This window comes from Streptomyces sp. NPDC047072 (genome assembly GCF_040643855.1).
Taxonomy (GTDB): Bacteria; Actinomycetota; Actinomycetes; order Streptomycetales; family Streptomycetaceae; genus Streptomyces.
On sequence record NZ_JBEYVC010000022.1, the window covers coordinates 19,764 to 36,730 of the forward strand.

The window sequence follows — 16,967 nt, forward strand, 5'->3', positions numbered from 1 at the left end:
CGTTTCTGGCGGGCGAAGGCCTGTTACACGCCCGCGTAGGAGTGCATGCCGCCGACGAAGATGTTCACGCCGTAGTAGTTGAACAGCCAGCAGCCGAACGCGATCAGCGCGAGGTAGGCGGCCTTGCGGCCCTTCCAGCCGGCGGTGGCGCGGGCGTGCAGGTAGCAGGCGTAGGCGACCCAGGTGATGAACGCCCAGGTCTCCTTGGGGTCCCAGCCCCAGTAGCGGCCCCACGCGTCGCCCGCCCAGATCGCGCCCGCGATGATCGTGAACGTCCACAGCGGGAAGACGGCCGCGTTGACCCGGTACGAGAACTTGTCCAGGGTCGCGGAGGCGGGCAGCCGCTCCAGGAACGAGGTGGCGAAGGTGCCGGGCGTGCCGCCCTTCGCCAGCTTGTTCTCGTACGAGTCCTTGAACAGGTACAGGATCGTGCTGACCGCGCCCACGTAGAAGACCGCGCCGCACAGGATCGCCGTGGAGACGTGGATGTAGAGCCAGTACGAGTGGAGGGCGGGAACCAACTGGTCGCTGGCGGTGTACAAGACGGTGACGGCGATGCCGAGATCGAGGAGGACCGTCGTGATCAGGAACAGCCCGAGCCAGCGTACGTTCTTCTTCAGGGCGAGCAGCGTGAGGTACACCGCGACGGCCACCGTGGAGAAGGTGATGTTGAACTCGTACATGTTGCCCCAGGGGGCCCGCTCCACGGAGGCCGCGCGAGCGACGACACCGCCGAGCTGTACGAGAAAGGCGAGCACCGTCAGGGACACGGCGATACGGCCGTAGAGGTCGCCCTGTGCGTCCCCGCCGTGCGCGCCGGGCCCGTCCGGCACGTCCCGCGCACCGGCCGCGGCCCGCACGACGACCTCCGGCCGCTCCAGTACGGCGGTGCTGCCGGCCTGCGTCACGGTGACGGCCGGTGACTTCTTGGTGGCCTCGGTGGTCAGCGCGGCCGCGGTACGGCCGATCTTGCTGCGGCTGCCGAAGATCCACTCCGTGATGTAGGCGAAGAAGGCGAGCGTGTAGACCGCCATGGAGGAGTAGATCAGCGTGTTGCTGAGGTGCGCGAGGTCTTCGTTGGTGGCGGCGGCCAGTTGCGTTGCGGCGGCGAGAGTCACTTCTCGACCCCTTCGGACGGTACGGCTTGGGGGCTGGTGGGGTTGTCGTTCGAGTGCGGGTCTGTGGGGGCTGGTCGCGCCCGCGCGGCGGTAGCCGCAGATTCGACACTGTCCCGCGCCCCTGGGGAGTTCGACTCGGCGGAGTTATCAAGCGCACCGGGCGCCTGTTCGTACAGCACCCCCGCCAAGTCACCCAGCTCCTCCGGCAGCTTTGCCGACTCGCTGCGGCCCAGGCCCGCCATCTCCACGACCGTGACCCCGTCGGCGCCGCGTACCGCCCGTACCCACACCCTGCGGCGCTGGATGAACAGGGACGCGGCCAGGCCGAAGATCGCGGTGATCGCGCCGGTGAGGGCCCAGCCGCTCGCGGGCTGCTGGGTGACCTGGAAGTTGGCCCACTGCTTGGTGGACTCGTAGGTGATGGTGCCGGCGCCGTTCGGGAGCGTCATGGTCTGGCCGGGCTTGAGGTTGGAGCGGAGCTGCTGTCCCTTGGAGTCCTTGAACTCCTTCGCGTGGGACTTGTCCAGCTGGTAGACGCTCTGCGGGATACCGGAGTCGACGCCGAGATCACCGTGGTACGGCGTGAGGTTGAGCACCGGGTTGTTCAGCGCGGGGAACGTGGACGCCGTCTCGCTGCCGGTCGTGTACGTCGGCAGGAAGAACGCCGAGATGCCCAACTGCTCGGCGACCCCCTTGGCGTTCTTGTAGCCGTCGAGGACCTTGACCACACCGGTGGAGGTGACGTTGGAGTCGAGCGGAAGGAGCGGCACGGCATCGCTGAAGACGACCTTGCCCCGCCCGTCGCGCACGGTGATCACGGGGGCGTACCCGTGCGCGGTGAGGTAGACCTTCGAGTCGCCGATCTCCAGCGGCTCGTTGACCTTGACGAGGGTCTTGTGGTCCTTGCCGTAGGCGCCCTCGCTGTAGGTGATGGCCGCCTGGTAGGTGCGGGGGGTGCCCTTGTTGGGGCCGCTCGTCTCGTACGTACCGGTGAACTTGTTCAGGAGGAAACTGAACGGCACCAGGTCGTCGGTGTCGAAGAGGTTGCCGGACTTGAAGTCGTCGTACTGCGTGAGGGTGTTGGAGAACCCGTCGCCCTCGACGACGAGCTTGTTGCCCTCGGTCTTGAAGAGCTGCCCCCAGGCGAAGGCGACCAGCATCACGACGAGGGCGATGTGGAAGGCGAGGTTGCCGACCTCGCGCAGATAGCCCTTCTCGGCGGCGACGTTGTCCCCGGCGAGGTGGGCGCGGAAGCGGCGCTTCTTGAGCAGGGCGAGCGCGGCCGCGCGGACCTGCTCGGGCTCGGCGTCGGTGCGCCAGGTGGTGTAGGCGGGCAGCCGGGTCAGCCGCTTGGGCGCGCCCGGCGGGCGGCCGCGCAGCTGGCCGACGAACTGCCAGGTGCGGGGGATGATGCAGCCGATGAGGGAGACGAACAGCAGGATGTAGATCGCGGAGAACCACACCGAGCTGTAGACGTGGAAGAGCCCGAGCTTCTCGTAGACGTCCCCGAGCGTGGGGTTCTTCTTGACGAAGTCGGCGACCTTGGTGGCGTCCTGCCCGGACTGCGGGATCAGCGACCCGGGGATCGAGCCGAGCGCCACCAGCAGGAGCAGCAGCAGGGCGACCCGCATGGAGGTCAGCTGGCGCCAGAACCAGCGGGCCCAGCCGATCACGCCCAGCGTGGGCATGCTCAGGGTCTCCGCGGGCGCGGTGGAGAGCTGGGAGCCGGCCTCGCCGAGGTCCTGGTCGGCGGCGGGAGCGTCGGGCGTGGTCTTGCTCATGGATCAGATCCCCACAGTGAAGCCGGCGGACCAGGACTGGACGTCCTGCACGAGGCGGTCCCACACACCGGTCAGCAGCAGCAGTCCGGTCACGATCATCATGGTGCCGCCGATGCGCATGACCCAGACGTAGTGCCGCTTGACCCAGCCGAAGGCGCCGAGCGCCTTGCGGAAGGCGACCGCGGCGAGCACGAACGGCACCCCGAGGCCGAGGCAGTAGGCGACGGTCAGTATGGCACCGCGTCCCGCGCTGCCCTGCTGGGAGGAGAGGGCGATCACCGAGGCGAGGGTGGGGCCGATGCAGGGGGTCCAGCCGATGCCGAAGAGCGCGCCGAGCACGGGGGCGCCGACCAGGCCCATGGTGGGCCTGTTGTGGAAGCGGAACTCCCGCTGGGTCATCCAGGGCATCAGGCCCATGAAGAAGATCCCCATGAGGATCATGAGGACGCCCAGCACCTTGGAGAGGACGCTCTGGTTCTCCTGGAGCGTCTGGCCGAAGTAGCCGAAGAGCGCCCCGCTGGAGACGAACACCACGGTGAAGCCGAGGACGAACAGCGAGGCACCGGCGACCATCCGGCCGCGCCGGGCCTCGGCGAGGTCGGTGCCGGTGACGCCGGTGACGTAGGAGAGGTAGCCGGGGACGAGCGGCAGGACGCAGGGCGAGAAGAAGGAGACGAGACCGCCGAGGACCGCGATGGGCAGCGCCAGCAGCAGAGCGCCGTTGAGGACGGTGCCGTTGTAGCCGGTCTCGGCGGCGAGGGTGGTGACCGACGTGACGGCGGTGACCGGGGTGCCGGGAGTCACGTCACTTCTCCGCGAGGACCGGGGCGATCATCGTGCGCAGCTTCTCCTCGCTGAGCGCGGCCAGCGAGCGGGCGGCGATCTTCCCCTCCCGGTCGATGACGAGGGTGGAGGGGACCGCCTGCGGGTTGAGGGTGCCCTTCTTGAAGCGGAGCATCAGCTTGCCCGTGGGGTCGTACAGGCTCTGGTAGCTGACGTCGTAGTCCTGCTCGAAGGCGCGGGCGTTGGCGACGCTGGTGTCGCGGGTGTTGATGCCGACGAACTGCACGCCGTCGTCGGCGAGGTCCTTGGCGACCTTCTCCAGACCCGGCGCCTCGGCCCGGCAGGGGGCGCACCAGGAGCCCCAGACGTTCAGGACGACGACCTTGCCCTTGTAGTCCTCGACGTCGAGCTGCTTGCCGTCGACGGTCTTGCCGGAGAGGTCGGGGGCCGCCGCCCGCTCGCCCTTCTTCACGGTCGAGATGCCGTCCTTGCCCATGATGAAGTTGGTGTCCCCACCGCCCCCGGAGGTGCCGCCCGAACTGCACGCGGACAGGGTCAGCGCGGCTGCCGCGGTACCTGCGGTGAGCAGGGCGGCACGGGTTCGGGCGCGGCTACGGCTGGCGGCACTCATGTGAAAAGTTTCGCATGCCCGTTCTGGGGATCTTGCGCACCCCCCTTGCGGGCGGAAACCCGCATATCAGGCAGCGTTTACGGAGGGGGAAGCCGGGCTCTTGAGAAACGTGTTCCAGCCACCCACGGGCGCCTGCCCGACGTCCAGCGTCCGCAACTGCGCGAGCACCTCCGGCTTCTGTACGTCCATCCAGTCGACGAACTGCCGGAAGGAGACCATGCGGATGTCCGCGCCCTTCTCCTTCTCCCGCGCGATGTGCTTCAGCGCCTGCTCCACGGCGTCCATGTAGATACCGCCGTTCCAGTGCTCGAAGTGGTTGCCGACGAAGAAGGGGGCGCGGTTGGTCTCGTAGGCCCGCTTGAAGCCGGCGATGTAGGAGCCGGCCGCCTGCTCGCGCCAGGCCGGGTAGTTGTAGGCGGGGGCGTTGGTCGAGTTGATCGACTGGTTGGCGAGCATGTTGTAGTCCATGGACAGGACCTCGAACGAGTGCCCGGGGAAAGGTATCGCCTGGAGCGGCAGGTCCCAGACGCCGTTCGTCTTGACGGGCCAGACCTGGCGGCCGCCGGGCGAGGAGGCGTCGTAGCGCCAGCCGAGTTCGCGGGCGGTGGGCAGCAGGTTGTCCTGGCCGAGGAGGCAGGGGGTGCGGCCGCCGACGAGTTCCTTCTCGTAGTCGAAGGGCAGGGCGGGCAGGTCGGTCCAGCCGGTGTTGGTGCGCCACTCCTTGACGAAAGCTTTCGCCTGAGCGATCTCCGAGCGCCACTGCGCCGGCGTCCAGTTGCCGACGGTGCCGTAGCCGGAGCAGAAGTGGCCGTTGAAGTGGGTGCCGATCTCGTGCCCCTCGAGCCAGGCGCGGCGGACGTTGGTCAGCGTCGCCTTGACGTGCTCGTCGGTGAGGTAGCCGATGTCGGAGGCGCCACGGGGGTTGTTCGGGGGGTCGTAGAGCCGCTTCTTCGACTCGGGCAGGAGGTAGAGCCCGGACAGGAAGAAGGTCATCCGGACGTCGTGCTGCTTGGCGAGGTCGAGGAAGCGCGGGAAGAGGCCGTTGCCGACCTCGCCGGCGCCGTCCCAGGAGAAGACCACGAACTGCGGCGGGGTCTGCCCCGGCTCCAGCGGCACGGGCTTGGCCGGCTGGAAGGGCTGCTTGCCGGTGAAGGAGGTGGAGCCGTCGCCGATGGGGCGGACGGGAGTACCGGTGTGGCTGGGCTTGGCACCGGCGGCGTGGGTGGCGCTGTCGGAAGGGTCGAGGGTGCCGCACCCGGCGAGTCCGACGGCGGCCGCGGCCCCCGCGCCGAGCCCGAGTGCTCCCCTTCGGCTGAGGTTGCGCATGATTCCCCGATTCGTCACGTTCTCTGAGCGGTCACCCATTCAGAGGCGGCGAGATACGGGGAGGTTCCTCAGGATTTTCCGGGTTTCGTAACAGAAGGAGGCTGATGGTCGCGCCCCTTAGGGGCGCGGGGAACTGCGCGACCAGCCACGACGGACCCGCAGCTCCCCACGAACCGACTACGCCCCGAACGCCTTGCTCTTGCCCTTCACGGGCTTGGCACCGGCCCGCAAATGCACCGGCACAAGATCGATCGCGGGCTCGGAGTAACCCACGGACACGATCCGATCCCCCTGATACGTGAACGTCGTCAAAGACGCGAGCGTGCACTGCCGCTTGCGCGGGTCATGCCACAACCGCCGCTTCTCGACCCACGACCGCACGATCCAGATCGGCAACTGGTGACTGACGAGCACCGCCTCGTGCCCCCGCGCAAGGTCCCGCGCGGCGTCCAGCGCCCCCTTCATCCGTACGACCTGATCGACGTACGGCTCCCCCCACGACGGCTTGAAGGGATTGACCAGGTGCTTCCAGTTGTCCGGCTTGCGCAGCGCCCCGTCGCCGACCCCGAACGTCTTGCCCTGGAAGACGTTGCCCGCCTCGATGAGCCGCTCGTCGGTGGCGAGGTCGAGGCCGTGCGCCTTCGCGATCGGCGTGGCCGTCTCCTGCGCCCGCTCCAGCGGGGAGGCGACGACGTAGGTGACGTCCCGGGGCGCGAGGTGCTCGGCGACCCGGTCGGCCATCTGCCGCCCCAGTTCGGAGAGGTGGTAGCCCGCGAGCCGGCCGTAGAGGATCCCGTCGGGGTTGGCGACCTCGCCGTGCCGCATCAGGTGGACGACGGTGATGTCGCCGTTGTTGTCGCTGTGGTTGTCGCCGCTCATGCCGCCGTGGCCTCCGCCGCCGCTCGGGCCGCCGCCGGAAGGGCGTCGGCGATCCGCTGAACCGCCTGCTCGTCATGGGCCGTGGAGACGAACCACGACTCGAAGGAGGACGGCGGCAGGTAGACGCCGTTCTCCAGAAGGGAGTGGAAGAAGGCGGTGAAGCGGAAGGACTCCTGCGCCTTGGCGTCCTCGTAGGTGCGCACCGGCCGGTCCGTGAAGAACACGGAGAACATGTTGGAGGCGTGCTGCACGGTGTGCGCGACGCCCTCCTTGGTGAGCGCCCCGCTGACGAGCCCCTGGATCTCCTGCGACACGGCGTTGACCTTGTCGTAGGCCGCGTCGTCGAGCAGCCGCAGCTGGGCGAGGCCCGCGGCGGTGGCGACCGGGTTACCGGAGAGGGTGCCGGCCTGGTAGACGGGCCCGGCGGGCGCGAGGTGCGCCATGACGTCTGCTCGGCCCCCGAAGGCAGCGGCGGGGAACCCACCGCCCATCACCTTGCCGAAGGTCATGAGGTCGGGCTTGACCCCGTCGATCCCGTACCACCCGCTACGGCTGGTCCGGAACCCGGTCATCACCTCGTCGGAGATGTAGAGCGCGCCGTTCTGCGCGCAGGCGTCCTTGAGTCCCTGGTTGAAGCCGGGCTGCGGCGGGACGACGCCCATGTTGCCCGGGGAGGCCTCGGTGATCACGCAGGCGATCTCGCCGGGGTGCCGGTGGAAGGCCTCGTGGACGGCTTCGAGATCGTTGTACGGCAGCACGATCGTGTCGCCGGCCTGGGCACCGGTGACGCCGGGGGTGTCGGGGAGCGCGAAGGTGGCGACTCCGGAACCGGCGGCGGCGAGGAGCGAGTCGACGTGGCCGTGGTAGCAGCCGGCGAACTTGATCACCTTGGTGCGCCGGGTGAACCCGCGGGCGAGGCGGATCGCGGACATGGTGGCCTCGGTGCCGCTGGAGACGAGCCGTACCTGATCGACGGGCTCGACCCTGGCCACGATCTCCTCGGCGAGCGCGACCTCGCCCTCACCGGGGGTGCCGAAGGAGGTGCCCTTGGACACCGCTTCCTGGACGGCGGCGATGACCTCGGGGTGGGAGTGCCCGAGGATCATGGGCCCCCAGGAGCAGACGAGGTCGACGTACTCGCGCCCGTCGGCGTCGGTGAGGTACGCGCCCTTGCCGGACACCATGAACCGGGGCGTACCGCCCACGGCACGGAAGGCGCGCACCGGGGAGTTCACGCCGCCCGGTGTGACGACGGACGCACGGTCGAACAGCGCCTGCGAGACGGGCGCATCATATGAATAGGGCAGTTCGCTCATGTCCTGCGACTTCTCCGACCTTCTCCGGTCCTGCCGGGCTTCTCGGACTCCGGCTGTCAGTGACCACCTCAGGGTAGGCCAGGGGGAACGATGGGCAGGGGGGCCGGAGGATCTGCGAAACTGGATGCAGATACACACAGCTCACCGGGACCATGGCGTCGAGCCGTTCGTTCAGGGGCTGCGAAGATCCTGCGGACAGATGTTTCAACGCACGTTTCGTCGGGCGGCCGTGGGGGAGGTCACTGACACGATGATCGGGTTGCGCGGCGGGGGCCACGCGTCCTAGAAAAGCAGTCGGGTGGAGATATGCATCGCGGTGGCGGACTGGGCGAGGGGACTGACGACCTGGGTCCTCGACGTGCCCGGCGGGGGAAGCACCGGCGAGACGCGGAGGAAGTTGCCGGTGAGTCGGAACGCGACGAACGACGTATCGAACGTCGGATCGATCGGCTGAGGGCGGAAAGCAGGAATGGTGGTCGGGTGGGGGTGACGTACAAGTACTTCGGCGCGCCCGACGGCGCGACCGCGGCCCGGGTGCCGATCTCGATGCGCCCCGAGGAACTCGGCGGCGACGAACTCGGCATGAACGGCATGTTCACCAAGATCAAGCCGGAGACGATGGCGGCGATGGTCCTCACCGGCATCGAAGGCGTCCCCCTCCACAAGGTCCCCCCGCTGGAACTGGTAGTCCTCCACCCCGACTACGCGGTCGTCAAACTCCCCATGACGGTCGTGGACCCCCTCCGAGGCATCGGCGAGGAAGCGGTCGGCGCGGCCGCCTTCATCTGGTCCACGGTCCCCGACCGCGGCGGCCCCCGAGACGCCTTCAACGTCTACCAACTGCTGCACGAATGGCAGGACTTCAGCCATCGGTTGCATGAGGCGGGGCATCAGCCTTATTGCCTTGTGTGGCCGTGAGCCGAAGGTCCGTGGGATTCGCCCGCTCTGGGCCTGTGGGGTGGTGTGCTTCTCGTTGGGCGGCCAGCTGGGCGGCCAACGCATCGGGCCCGATCTTGCTCAGGGCCCACAGGCTGCTGGCTCGACGGGCCCACCGCCAGAGCGGGTCATCCACAGGGGTGTGGAAGGGCAGCACAGGAATGCCGTGGGTGTCGAAAGGACCGGCGTCGAGGTAGCGCAGACCACCGGTGCCGCACAGATAGTGGGTGCTGTTGGCGGCTGCCGCAAGGTCGGCGAGGCGTTCGGAGCGGCCTCGCCTGGTCGGGATCACGCTGCTGTCCTGCATTCTCCCCGACCAGCCAAGAGTGCTGAGCAGAGCGATCGTCGATGCCCTCGCCAGGTCGGCCACACGGTCCGATACGTCGAGCGCGTCCAGCACCTCGGACACCGCACCCCAGTAGGGGCTGCGGCCGTAGTACTGGCGGACGAGAAGCTGAACCGTCCGGTGCGAGCAAGACGGATCAACGAGCCGTGCTTGGTTGATCAACGTCGGGCGTCCGTGGGGAAGATGCGTCGGAAGCGTGAGCCATTGCTGTCGGGATGGATCGTCCAGGGCGGCGAGTCGGGCGCGGTGCTGGTAGTCGCGCCGGGCGAACTGGACGTCGTCCAGGACGATCCACAAGTCGGCGGAGAACAGCTTCGCCAGCGTGGACAGCCGGGGAAACAGGTTCGGTTGGTGGATCGCGCACAGCCCGTCCGACCCATCGGCACTGGGCGGCTCAGGTACTGATGAGGCGGCTGTCGAAGCCGGCGCCCAGGAGGCGCTCGTAAGCGTCATACACATCCCCCGGTACGTCCTGCTCGACGGCGAAGCCGAGCTTCGGGTACTCGATCACCCGTTGCAGGTCCCCGACGAGCATGTCGACGACAAGCTTCTCGTCGCCGATCGACTTGATGTAGTCGTCCAACTCCAACGGCTCGGAGGCACACACGACCTCAGCCTCGGGCCACAGCTTGCGGCAGGTCGCATACGAGCGGCGCTCCATGTACGGCTTGGAGATCAGCAGCAGCGACTGCACTTGCACCCCGGCCTCGGCCAGCAGTTCGCGGGAGAAGGTGATGTTCTGGCCGGTGTTTGCGGCCTTCGACTCCACGATGATCGCCTCGTCCGGCACCCCCAGGCTCAGCGCGTGCTCGCGGTAGTGGACGGCCTCGCCGCGCGGGAAGCGAGCGCGGGTGGTGGGGCTGTTGCCGCCGCTGAAGACCACGACCGGGAAAAGGCCGGCGCGATAAAGGTCGACCGCAGTAGTCGCGACCCCAAGGTCGTGGCTGCCCAGGCCGATCGCCGCCGAGCAGGGCCGCAGCTCTTGGCCCATCTGGTGGTAATTCCAGATCAGCGTCGCGTCGTGGAACTGCTCGTCGGTGATCTGGCGCTGCTGGTGCTCCGGCACTGGCACTCCCTGGCTCATCCTTGCTGGCCCTTTCGGATGCCCTCAATACTGCGCAGCTGGTGGCTCAGCCCGTACTGCCGGGCCACCTGTGCCGCCTGATCGAGGACGGACAGCCCATCATTCCGGGTCGCCGCATCCGACAGAAGGATGTGCCCGTACGCGGTGTCCAGCCTCACCCGCTGCATCGGGGAGTCGACCGTGCCGGTGGTGCGCGCGATGTCGATGTAGTGCAGTGCTTGCTTCAGGTCACCGGCACCGCGATGAGCCAGGGCCAGCTTCTGGTGGGCGACCGACCAGTCCTCCGGCTCGCCAAGGTCCTCGAAGGCACGAGTGGCGGCCGTCATCGCGTTGGTGGCGTACTCGTTGTCGCCCTCCTTGCTCAGCGCCGTACCCACCCACAGCCGCGCCCTGGCACGGTCACGCGGGCTCAGGCGCTGGTCCCCGGCGAGGTGTTCGTAGTGGCGAGCGGAGGACTCCAACTCGCCCGACATCTCCTGAACGACGGCCAGGGACAGCTCGATCTGAGCCACCCGGCGTGGGATGTCGAGCTCGGTGAACATGCCGCGGGCGGTCAGGTAGGAGTGGCGGGCGGAGAGTGGGCCGAGGATCGCGCCCTGATCGCGCTGGAGGTCGCCCAGGAGCACGAGGGAACGGCCGTACAAATAGAGACCTTTGTCGTCCAGCTGATGCGGTGCACGGCTGCCCAACCAGCGGTTCAACAAGGTCGAGGCGAACGGGAAGTCCTGGCGGCTGATGCAGACAACAGCGCGCTCGATGTCCTCGGTCCAGGTCTCGTAGTCCGCCGGCCGCCCGCTCTTCCGCTCAGGGAACAGCACTGCCTCGAAGCGGGTTTGGGCGGCGGAATCCGCCCGTGCGAGTGCGGTATCGAGGATGGCCTGGGTGTCCGGTCGGGGCTGCGTCTCCGCGCCGAGGCTCTCCCACTTCGCAACCGTGCGCAGCGCGACACCAAGGTGCTCGGCGAAAGCACGTGTGCTCATACGCAACGCGGCGCGCAGGGCGCTCGCCTCCCGACCTGTCCACTGCTGCACGCTGACCACGGATGACCTCCCTCCGTCACGTATGGAAGCACTGTCGGTGACGACGTGGGGTGGGAAGTGCAACGGAAGTACAACAGCAGGTCATTTCGAGGCCGTTCACGACGGCCGACGCTGTGGGCATGGACGACGACCTCATCACCGAACGCCGCCCCGTCGCCTTCCCTCAGGTCTTCGGCTACCTACGCCACGTCACCGGCGGGCTATCCCGCCACGCGGCGCTCGTCGACTGCCTCATCGAGTACTGCGACCGGCACGAACTGGCCCTGTGCGGCGTCTTCACCGAACGCGACTCCACGGTGATCACCCGCTCCCCCGCCTTCGTCGGTCTGCTCGACGTGCTCGAACTCCCCGATGCCTACGGTGCCGTGATTCCGGCTCTCAGCCACCTCGGCCCGAAGGACCTCGGCACCGAGCGCAGGCGGCAGATAACAGCAGCAGGCGCTCGTCTGATCGTGGTCCGCCGCCTCACGCCGACCACGGAATCCACCTCTTCACTCGGCGCGAGCCACAGCTTCCGGCCGCAGGGGGATGCGTGATGTCCGTGCGCGATGCGTTGCGAAGGGCTCCCATGGCGAACGACGTGCCGGGACTGCGGCTGCTGAAGGTCGGCGACGGCTGGGACGTCGTGCGCACCTCCGCCGAGATCGGCCTCCTAGCCCTGGCCTACCTGCGCTGCATCGGTACTTCCGTCGGCCCCGTGCTCTACGACAGGCCCAACGGGCGTCTCTACTACGCCGTCCCGACCGGCACCGCAGCCAGCTGGGCCGATCTGCCGGTACGGCACCTCTCCACCAACTCCTGGCTCATCGCACCCGGCCTGGAGCTGCTCGACGACTGGTTCGGCGGGTGGTGCGAGCTGCCTGACGACGACACCCTCACCGACACGGAGGCCCTCCGCGCTGCTCTCCAGCACCCCTACGTCGCCACAGCTCTGGAGACGGTGCGATGACCAGCCGCACGATCATGCGCCACCAGGAGTGGACCCTCCAGCCCGACCGGAAACCCGACGCAGAGCCCACCACGTACGCGATGCAGTGCGCGGTCTGTGGCGAGACCTCGCCGCCCAGCACCGACTTCGCCGACCCGCAGAACTGGGTGTTCACGCACGGTGGCCGCAATCCCTCGCACCATACGTACCGGGAGATCATCACCCGCCCGTGGAGGGCCTGGTGGAAGCCGTAAACGGCCGTCTCACCGCCCAGGTCACGCAGGGCGCCCGCTAGGCCGGACCACTGCTGATCGTGCTCGTGTCCGCCTCGTAAAGCTTCGCGATCGACGTGACCGCCTCGACACGCACGGATCACACCCCTGACCCGGGCTTGGCGAGGGGTTTCACCGGCTGAGCTGGCGGCCACCTGATCGCCGCCCACTACCAGGCCCGACCGCTCATACCCAACCAGTGGAGATTCCATGACCGTGATGAACACCAGCGCCGAGAGGCGGGGGACCAAAACAGCTCCGCGGCTCGTGGCCAGCCCGTTTCTCGCTCAGTACCTCCTCGTCCAGCCCGGCCGGGCAGCCGGCGTGCGTATCCCGGAGGTCCGCTACGAGGAGCTGCGGGCCGCCGGCGCGGAAGGCCGATCCGTCCCGGACTGGCTGGCCGACGCGGCGCGGGAAGCGTGGGGGACCGAGCTGCCCGCGTCGCCGGTCGGGAACGTCGTGCTCGTCCGCGAGCGGTCCCGGTACGGGTACGGCAAGGCGTCATGGGAGATCAACCTCGGCTGTGACTATGACTGCGAGTTCTGCTACCTCGGGGAGAAGCGGTTCGAGGGCCTGGACTGGGCCGGTAAGCAGGCGCTGCTGCAGACACTGAGGGATGCCGGTGTCTTGTGGTTGCAGATCACCGGCGGTGAGGCGCTGATCGACCGCGAGTTCGGCGCCGCGTACGAGTACGCCCACCGGCTCGGGATGATGGTCCAGGTCTCGTCCAACGGCTCCTCGCTGCGGAAGCAGCCGATCCGGGACCTGTTCGCCCGCCACCGGCCGTACCGGCTGACCCTGAGCGTCTACGGCGCCACCGCCGAGACGTACGACAAGGTGACGCGGAACCGCGGGGCGTTCGGCCGGTTCCTGACGGGCCTGGACGCCGCCCACGAGGACAGGCTGCCGGTCCGCCTGAACGTGATCGTCTCGGATGGCAACGCGCACGAGACAGAAGCGATGGTGCACCTCGCGAAGTCGTATGGCTTCCCGCACCAGGTCTTCACGAACATGTCGCCCACCATCGACGGTGAGGCGAACCCCCTGGCGACGCAGGCACTGGGGCATCTCAAGGCCCGGAGCGTCTTCACCGGCTGCAACGCCGGCCACACGTTCTTCCACGTCAACCCGCACGGCATCGCGTCGATCTGCAAGGTCGGCCGCGACCCCAGCGTGAACCTCATCACCGAGGGCGTCGAAGCCCTCCCCCGACTCGGCGCGATCGCCGAGTCCCTACAGCTCCGCACCGGTGGATGCTCCGGCTGCACGAAGGTCGGCACATGTCGCACGTGCCGACCGCTAGCCAGGCTCTACCAGGAGGCGGGGGACCGACGAGAGCTCTACTGCCAGCATGGAGGTTACGGATCATGACTCCGCCCACCGCACTCCTTACCCCGCCTCGCGGACCGATCATGCTCACCATCGGTCGACGTCCGGCGGACAACCCGACCAGCGCCCTGCCGGTACCGCTGACCGCCGCGTCGATCAAGGACGGCGAGTTCCAGATCATCGCCGACCTGGACGAGGCTGCCGAGGGCGCCGAGTGCAGCTGCTCGGCCGGTGACGACCAGCCGTACTAGATCCACCACGGGCGGCGCCCGTGCCGCCTGCTCGCTCCACCGCCTCAGTGCCGCCCCGGCCGTACCCTGGCCGGGGCGGCACTCCCTTGTACCCGAGCCCCCCTGAGGAACCGCGCGTGTCCATGTCCCGCATCCCCTTCGAGCAGCTCCCCGCCGGCATCCGCCGGGCCATCGCCGACAAAACCGGCGCCGTCCATCAGGCGGCCACCGCGCCGGGCGGCATGAACTCCGGCATCGCCTCCGTCCTGGAGACCGAAAACGGCAGGGTCTTCGTGAAGGGCATCCCGACCGACCACCCCCAGGTCGGTGCACAGCGGCGCGAGGCGGCCGTCGCCCCATACCTACCGGAATCCTCTCCACGCCTGTACTGGCATCTGGAGTTCGGCGGTTGGAGCTTGCTCGGCTACGAGGTGATGGACGGCCGCCATGCCGACTACACGCCAGGCTCGCCCGACCTGCCGCTCGTGGAAGCCGCGCTCGTCGAACTGCAGGGCGTTACAGCACCCGCCGACATCAAGATCAAGGACGCCGTCGACCGGTGGGCGGACTACGCACCGCCAGGTACGGCGCACTACTTCGAGGGCAACACTCTCCTGCACACCGACTTCGCCCCGGACAACGTCCTGATCACCGGTGCCCGCGCACGACTCATCGACTGGGCCTGGCCGACCCGAGGGGCGGCCTGGATCGACCCCGGCGCACTTGTCCTCCAGCTCATGGACGCCGGGCATTCCGTGGAGGAGGCCCTCGCCTTCGCCAGTCGGTTTCCGTCCTGGCGGGACGCAAAGGCCGAGGCACTCGCGGCGTTCAACTTGGCCACGGCGGCACTGTGGCGGGAGATTGCTGAAGTGGAGCGGACACCATGGAAGTTGGGGATGGCGAAGCGGGCGGCGGAGCTCGCGCGCGTCCGGGACTGGGCCCTGTAGACGTTAAGTAATACGCCCACCCGAGGTGTCCGCCTCCTCAAGCCACGAGGGCGGCATCGCCTTCACCGGAGCCATCAAGGCCACCGTGACGTCCCGTCCCGCGCCCACCTTTCCGCCGTCGACCGAAGTGCCCCGCCCACATGCCTACTGCGTCCGAGCCGAGCCCTCAGCTCACGTGTGCTGGCCCCGGCCGTGGCCGAATAGAAAAATTCTTCGGCCTTGTCATGAGATCGGGCCTGCCACGCCTCTTCAGACGTGTACAGCCTCTGCCCTGGACCACAGAGCGGGAGGCCGCCAACTATGAGGAGGTGTTCCGTGGAGATCGCGGGCGCATTGTTGTCCATCGGCGTCGTCCTGGCTCCGAGTCTAAAGGGGTGGGTGGACAGCGTGTCCTACCGCAATCGGGTGGAGGCGAGAGCAGCTCTGATTCGGGCCAAGCGTCAGCAAGGGGACGACGACGGCGCAAAGCAGTTCGGCAAGCGGGGGCAGAACCGTGTCTGAAAAACCGGAGGCCCAGGTGACTGAAGCCCTGGAATCTCTGTATCGGGATCATCGTGGTGAGATGCAGGGGCTTGCGCGCCGGCTCCTGGCCGAGGAGCGGCTGCCGGAGTCCGTGCTGTCCGCCGAGGACGTGGTGCAGACCGCATTTGCCAAGGTTTTGCGCGCCCCTGAACAGATCCACGATCCCCGCGCTTATCTCTATGCCGTGATACGCAGCGACGTACGGGCCACAAGCCGTCAGAACCAACGGCGCGCGGTCTTGGCCGCAGTGCCCGCCTGTCAGGCGCAGTCGGCGGACGGGCAGGTCGCGGACTTCAGCGACCTGGTTGCCAATCGTGTGGCTGTGTATAGAGCCTTGTACGACCTACCTGCGCAGCAGCGAACCGCTGTATGGGCGACCAAGGCGTTGGAGTACACGCACGCCGAGACAGCCGAGGTTATGAACAGGAGGCCGAGGACGGTCGCCACTCATGTCGTGCGCGCGGTGGCAGCGCTTCGAATCCATCTGGCTGCTCTGCTGGTGGTAGGCGTCATGGTGCTCTCCCTGACAGGGAGCCGCCTCGTCAAGAGGATGCAACCCCCAGCAGGCAGCCCTCAAGACCCCCTGCTGCAGGCTCCGTCAGCCTCGACGTGGATCTACGGGGCCGTAGGTTGTCTCCTCATCTCCGGCCTGGCCCGTTGGGCGTTCAGGTTGTGGACACGCCGCCGACAGGCCATTGAAGATGGGGGGACATTCGCACCGCGCCCCGTCATGGATCGGATCCGGGAATCGTTCAGGGAACGCCGGTACAACCGCGCAGTCTCTCGGAAGTCGCAGCGACGCACACCCATGCCCGAGGACGACCTTCCCGAGGACGAGGGAGTCGTGCGTACGCGGACGCGCTTCCCCGGCAGATAGACAGGACCACACGCTCGTGCGGAACTGAGGGCATATCCAGGGCACATGAGCCTGGGAAACGGCGTTGACCGGTGAGAACTACGGAGATGAGTTATCCCGGGTCAAGGCACATCCCACCGAGAAACCCCAGGTCAGCACCCTTCCGCCCTCAATCCCTGCACGAATGGCAGGACTTCAGCCACCGCCTCCACGAGGCGGGCCATCAGCCGTACTGCTTGGTGTGGCCCTGAGCCGCTGTTTCACGGGGGGCTCTTGACGAGCGATCACAATGCTCAGCGGCAGTGGCTGATCCATGTTGGAGGAGCCCAGGAAGAGCCCCAGACCACGGCAAAGGGCGTGCGCTTCTCGCCCCGTTCGTTATCCCTACCAAGTCGGGAACTTCGATCCTTGCCGACCTGTCACCCATCCCCGCACCATACGGCGGCCGCGCCGCAACGAAACGCGCTTCGCCTACTCTGGGGCACCAGGGAGGCAGGGGACCGGTGATGTGGGTGGGGCGGCGGGGCTGGGCCGTGGTGTTGGGGACGTTGGTTGCCCTCGCCGCGTTGTTCGCCGTTGTCTGTCCGTGTTTCGAAGAGGCCGGGGCACCGGTCAGGACCGTTGCCGTCGCGCATGATCTGCC

At 68.0% G+C, this 16,967-nt stretch carries 19 protein-coding genes; 9 read left to right on the forward strand and 10 right to left on the reverse strand.

Annotation, left to right across the window (positions count from 1 at the left end):
• Positions 1-23 precede the first annotated feature (23 nt).
• The 7 genes from ccsB to hemL form a co-directional block, all read right to left on the reverse strand.
• Positions 24-1,118 carry a c-type cytochrome biogenesis protein CcsB gene (gene ccsB / locus ABZ896_RS12800; protein ID WP_360926368.1) on the reverse strand — a complete coding sequence of 365 codons (1,095 nt, stop codon included), beginning with the start codon at positions 1,116-1,118 and terminating at the stop codon, positions 24-26.
• Positions 1,115-2,899, reverse strand: coding sequence for a cytochrome c biogenesis protein ResB (locus ABZ896_RS12805; RefSeq protein WP_360926371.1), 1,785 nt, complete (start codon positions 2,897-2,899; stop codon positions 1,115-1,117). The genes ccsB and ABZ896_RS12805 overlap by 4 nt, the downstream gene beginning before the upstream one ends.
• A 3-nt stretch (positions 2,900-2,902) precedes the next feature.
• On the reverse strand, positions 2,903-3,703 hold the full coding sequence (locus tag ABZ896_RS12810; RefSeq protein WP_360926374.1) for a cytochrome c biogenesis protein CcdA: 801 nt from the start codon (positions 3,701-3,703) through the stop codon (positions 2,903-2,905).
• A gap of 1 nt (position 3,704) precedes the next feature.
• Entirely contained in the window at positions 3,705-4,313 is a 609-nt protein-coding gene (locus ABZ896_RS12815; protein WP_360926377.1) for a TlpA disulfide reductase family protein, read from the reverse strand.
• A gap of 66 nt (positions 4,314-4,379) precedes the next feature.
• Entirely contained in the window at positions 4,380-5,639 is a 1,260-nt protein-coding gene (locus ABZ896_RS12820; protein ID WP_360926380.1) for a hypothetical protein, read from the reverse strand.
• Positions 5,640-5,816: 177 nt separating this feature from the next.
• Positions 5,817-6,518, reverse strand: coding sequence for a histidine phosphatase family protein (locus ABZ896_RS12825; RefSeq protein ID WP_360926383.1), 702 nt, complete (start codon positions 6,516-6,518; stop codon positions 5,817-5,819).
• Positions 6,515-7,834, reverse strand: coding sequence for a glutamate-1-semialdehyde 2,1-aminomutase (hemL, locus tag ABZ896_RS12830; RefSeq protein WP_360926386.1), 1,320 nt, complete (start codon positions 7,832-7,834; stop codon positions 6,515-6,517). Before hemL ends, ABZ896_RS12825 begins: the two co-directional genes overlap by 4 nt.
• 306 nt (positions 7,835-8,140) lie before the next feature.
• On the opposite strand from hemL, the gene ABZ896_RS12835 reads away from it, so the two are divergent.
• Positions 8,141-8,752 (forward strand): hypothetical protein, encoded by a 612-nt coding sequence (locus tag ABZ896_RS12835; RefSeq protein ID WP_360926389.1) that lies wholly within the window; start codon positions 8,141-8,143, stop codon positions 8,750-8,752.
• Here the strand turns inward: ABZ896_RS12835 and ABZ896_RS12840 are convergent.
• Genes ABZ896_RS12840 through ABZ896_RS12850 form a run of 3 tightly spaced genes read right to left on the reverse strand, consistent with a single transcriptional unit; the run spans position 8,697 to position 11,240 of the window.
• Positions 8,697-9,569 (reverse strand): WbqC family protein, encoded by an 873-nt coding sequence (locus ABZ896_RS12840; RefSeq protein WP_360926392.1) that lies wholly within the window; start codon positions 9,567-9,569, stop codon positions 8,697-8,699. The two genes, ABZ896_RS12835 and ABZ896_RS12840, sit on opposite strands and share 56 nt — an antisense overlap.
• Positions 9,511-10,200, reverse strand: coding sequence for a YdcF family protein (locus tag ABZ896_RS12845; protein WP_360926395.1), 690 nt, complete (start codon positions 10,198-10,200; stop codon positions 9,511-9,513). Before ABZ896_RS12845 ends, ABZ896_RS12840 begins: the two co-directional genes overlap by 59 nt.
• A complete protein-coding gene (locus ABZ896_RS12850; protein WP_360926398.1) occupies positions 10,197-11,240 on the reverse strand; it encodes a hypothetical protein in 1,044 nt (347 codons plus the stop codon). The genes ABZ896_RS12845 and ABZ896_RS12850 overlap by 4 nt, the downstream gene beginning before the upstream one ends.
• A gap of 119 nt (positions 11,241-11,359) precedes the next feature.
• Here ABZ896_RS12850 and ABZ896_RS12855 point away from each other — a divergent pair, with 119 nt between their 5' ends.
• The 8 genes from ABZ896_RS12855 (at position 11,360) to ABZ896_RS12890 (ending at position 16,345) form a co-directional block, all read left to right on the forward strand.
• Entirely contained in the window at positions 11,360-11,776 is a 417-nt protein-coding gene (locus ABZ896_RS12855; RefSeq protein ID WP_360926401.1) for a hypothetical protein, read from the forward strand.
• Between the two features lie 32 nt (positions 11,777-11,808).
• On the forward strand, positions 11,809-12,189 hold the full coding sequence (locus ABZ896_RS12860) for a hypothetical protein (RefSeq protein ID WP_360926404.1): 381 nt from the start codon (positions 11,809-11,811) through the stop codon (positions 12,187-12,189).
• Positions 12,186-12,422 carry a hypothetical protein gene (locus ABZ896_RS12865; RefSeq protein WP_360926407.1) on the forward strand — a complete coding sequence of 79 codons (237 nt, stop codon included), beginning with the start codon at positions 12,186-12,188 and terminating at the stop codon, positions 12,420-12,422. Before ABZ896_RS12860 ends, ABZ896_RS12865 begins: the two co-directional genes overlap by 4 nt.
• 228 nt (positions 12,423-12,650) lie before the next feature.
• Positions 12,651-13,811 carry a radical SAM protein gene (locus tag ABZ896_RS12870; RefSeq protein ID WP_360926410.1) on the forward strand — a complete coding sequence of 387 codons (1,161 nt, stop codon included), beginning with the start codon at positions 12,651-12,653 and terminating at the stop codon, positions 13,809-13,811.
• Positions 13,808-14,020, forward strand: a complete 213-nt coding sequence (locus tag ABZ896_RS12875; RefSeq protein WP_360926412.1) for a hypothetical protein — start codon at positions 13,808-13,810, stop codon at positions 14,018-14,020. The genes ABZ896_RS12870 and ABZ896_RS12875 overlap by 4 nt, the downstream gene beginning before the upstream one ends.
• 122 nt (positions 14,021-14,142) lie before the next feature.
• Complete coding sequence (locus ABZ896_RS12880; RefSeq protein WP_360926546.1) at positions 14,143-14,946, forward strand: aminoglycoside phosphotransferase; 804 nt, start codon at positions 14,143-14,145, stop codon at positions 14,944-14,946.
• Positions 14,947-15,261: 315 nt separating this feature from the next.
• Positions 15,262-15,447, forward strand: a complete 186-nt coding sequence (locus ABZ896_RS12885; RefSeq protein ID WP_360926415.1) for a hypothetical protein — start codon at positions 15,262-15,264, stop codon at positions 15,445-15,447.
• 16 nt (positions 15,448-15,463) lie between these two features.
• Positions 15,464-16,345: an RNA polymerase sigma factor gene (locus ABZ896_RS12890; RefSeq protein ID WP_360926418.1), complete on the forward strand. Its 882-nt coding sequence runs from the start codon at positions 15,464-15,466 to the stop codon at positions 16,343-16,345.
• The last annotated feature ends 622 nt before the right edge of the window (positions 16,346-16,967 follow it).

Bases quoted from the DNA above. Each gene is read 5' to 3' on its own strand.
- ABZ896_RS12805 (WP_360926371.1), bottom strand. From the start codon at position 2,899: ATGAGCAAGACCACGCCCGACGCTCCCGCCGCCGACCAGGACCTCGGC.
- ABZ896_RS12815 (WP_360926377.1), bottom strand. From the start codon at position 4,313: ATGAGTGCCGCCAGCCGTAGCCGCGCCCGAACCCGTGCCGCCCTGCTC.
- ABZ896_RS12820 (WP_360926380.1), bottom strand. From the start codon at position 5,639: ATGCGCAACCTCAGCCGAAGGGGAGCACTCGGGCTCGGCGCGGGGGCC.
- ABZ896_RS12825 (WP_360926383.1), bottom strand. From the start codon at position 6,518: ATGAGCGGCGACAACCACAGCGACAACAACGGCGACATCACCGTCGTC.
- hemL (WP_360926386.1), bottom strand. From the start codon at position 7,834: ATGAGCGAACTGCCCTATTCATATGATGCGCCCGTCTCGCAGGCGCTG.
- ABZ896_RS12835 (WP_360926389.1), top strand. From the start codon at position 8,141: ATGCATCGCGGTGGCGGACTGGGCGAGGGGACTGACGACCTGGGTCCT.
- ABZ896_RS12840 (WP_360926392.1), bottom strand. From the start codon at position 9,569: ATGACGCTTACGAGCGCCTCCTGGGCGCCGGCTTCGACAGCCGCCTCA.
- ABZ896_RS12845 (WP_360926395.1), bottom strand. From the start codon at position 10,200: ATGAGCCAGGGAGTGCCAGTGCCGGAGCACCAGCAGCGCCAGATCACC.
- ABZ896_RS12855 (WP_360926401.1), top strand. From the start codon at position 11,360: ATGGACGACGACCTCATCACCGAACGCCGCCCCGTCGCCTTCCCTCAG.
- ABZ896_RS12860 (WP_360926404.1), top strand. From the start codon at position 11,809: ATGGCGAACGACGTGCCGGGACTGCGGCTGCTGAAGGTCGGCGACGGC.
- ABZ896_RS12865 (WP_360926407.1), top strand. From the start codon at position 12,186: ATGACCAGCCGCACGATCATGCGCCACCAGGAGTGGACCCTCCAGCCC.
- ABZ896_RS12870 (WP_360926410.1), top strand. From the start codon at position 12,651: ATGACCGTGATGAACACCAGCGCCGAGAGGCGGGGGACCAAAACAGCT.
- ABZ896_RS12875 (WP_360926412.1), top strand. From the start codon at position 13,808: ATGACTCCGCCCACCGCACTCCTTACCCCGCCTCGCGGACCGATCATG.
- ABZ896_RS12880 (WP_360926546.1), top strand. From the start codon at position 14,143: ATGTCCCGCATCCCCTTCGAGCAGCTCCCCGCCGGCATCCGCCGGGCC.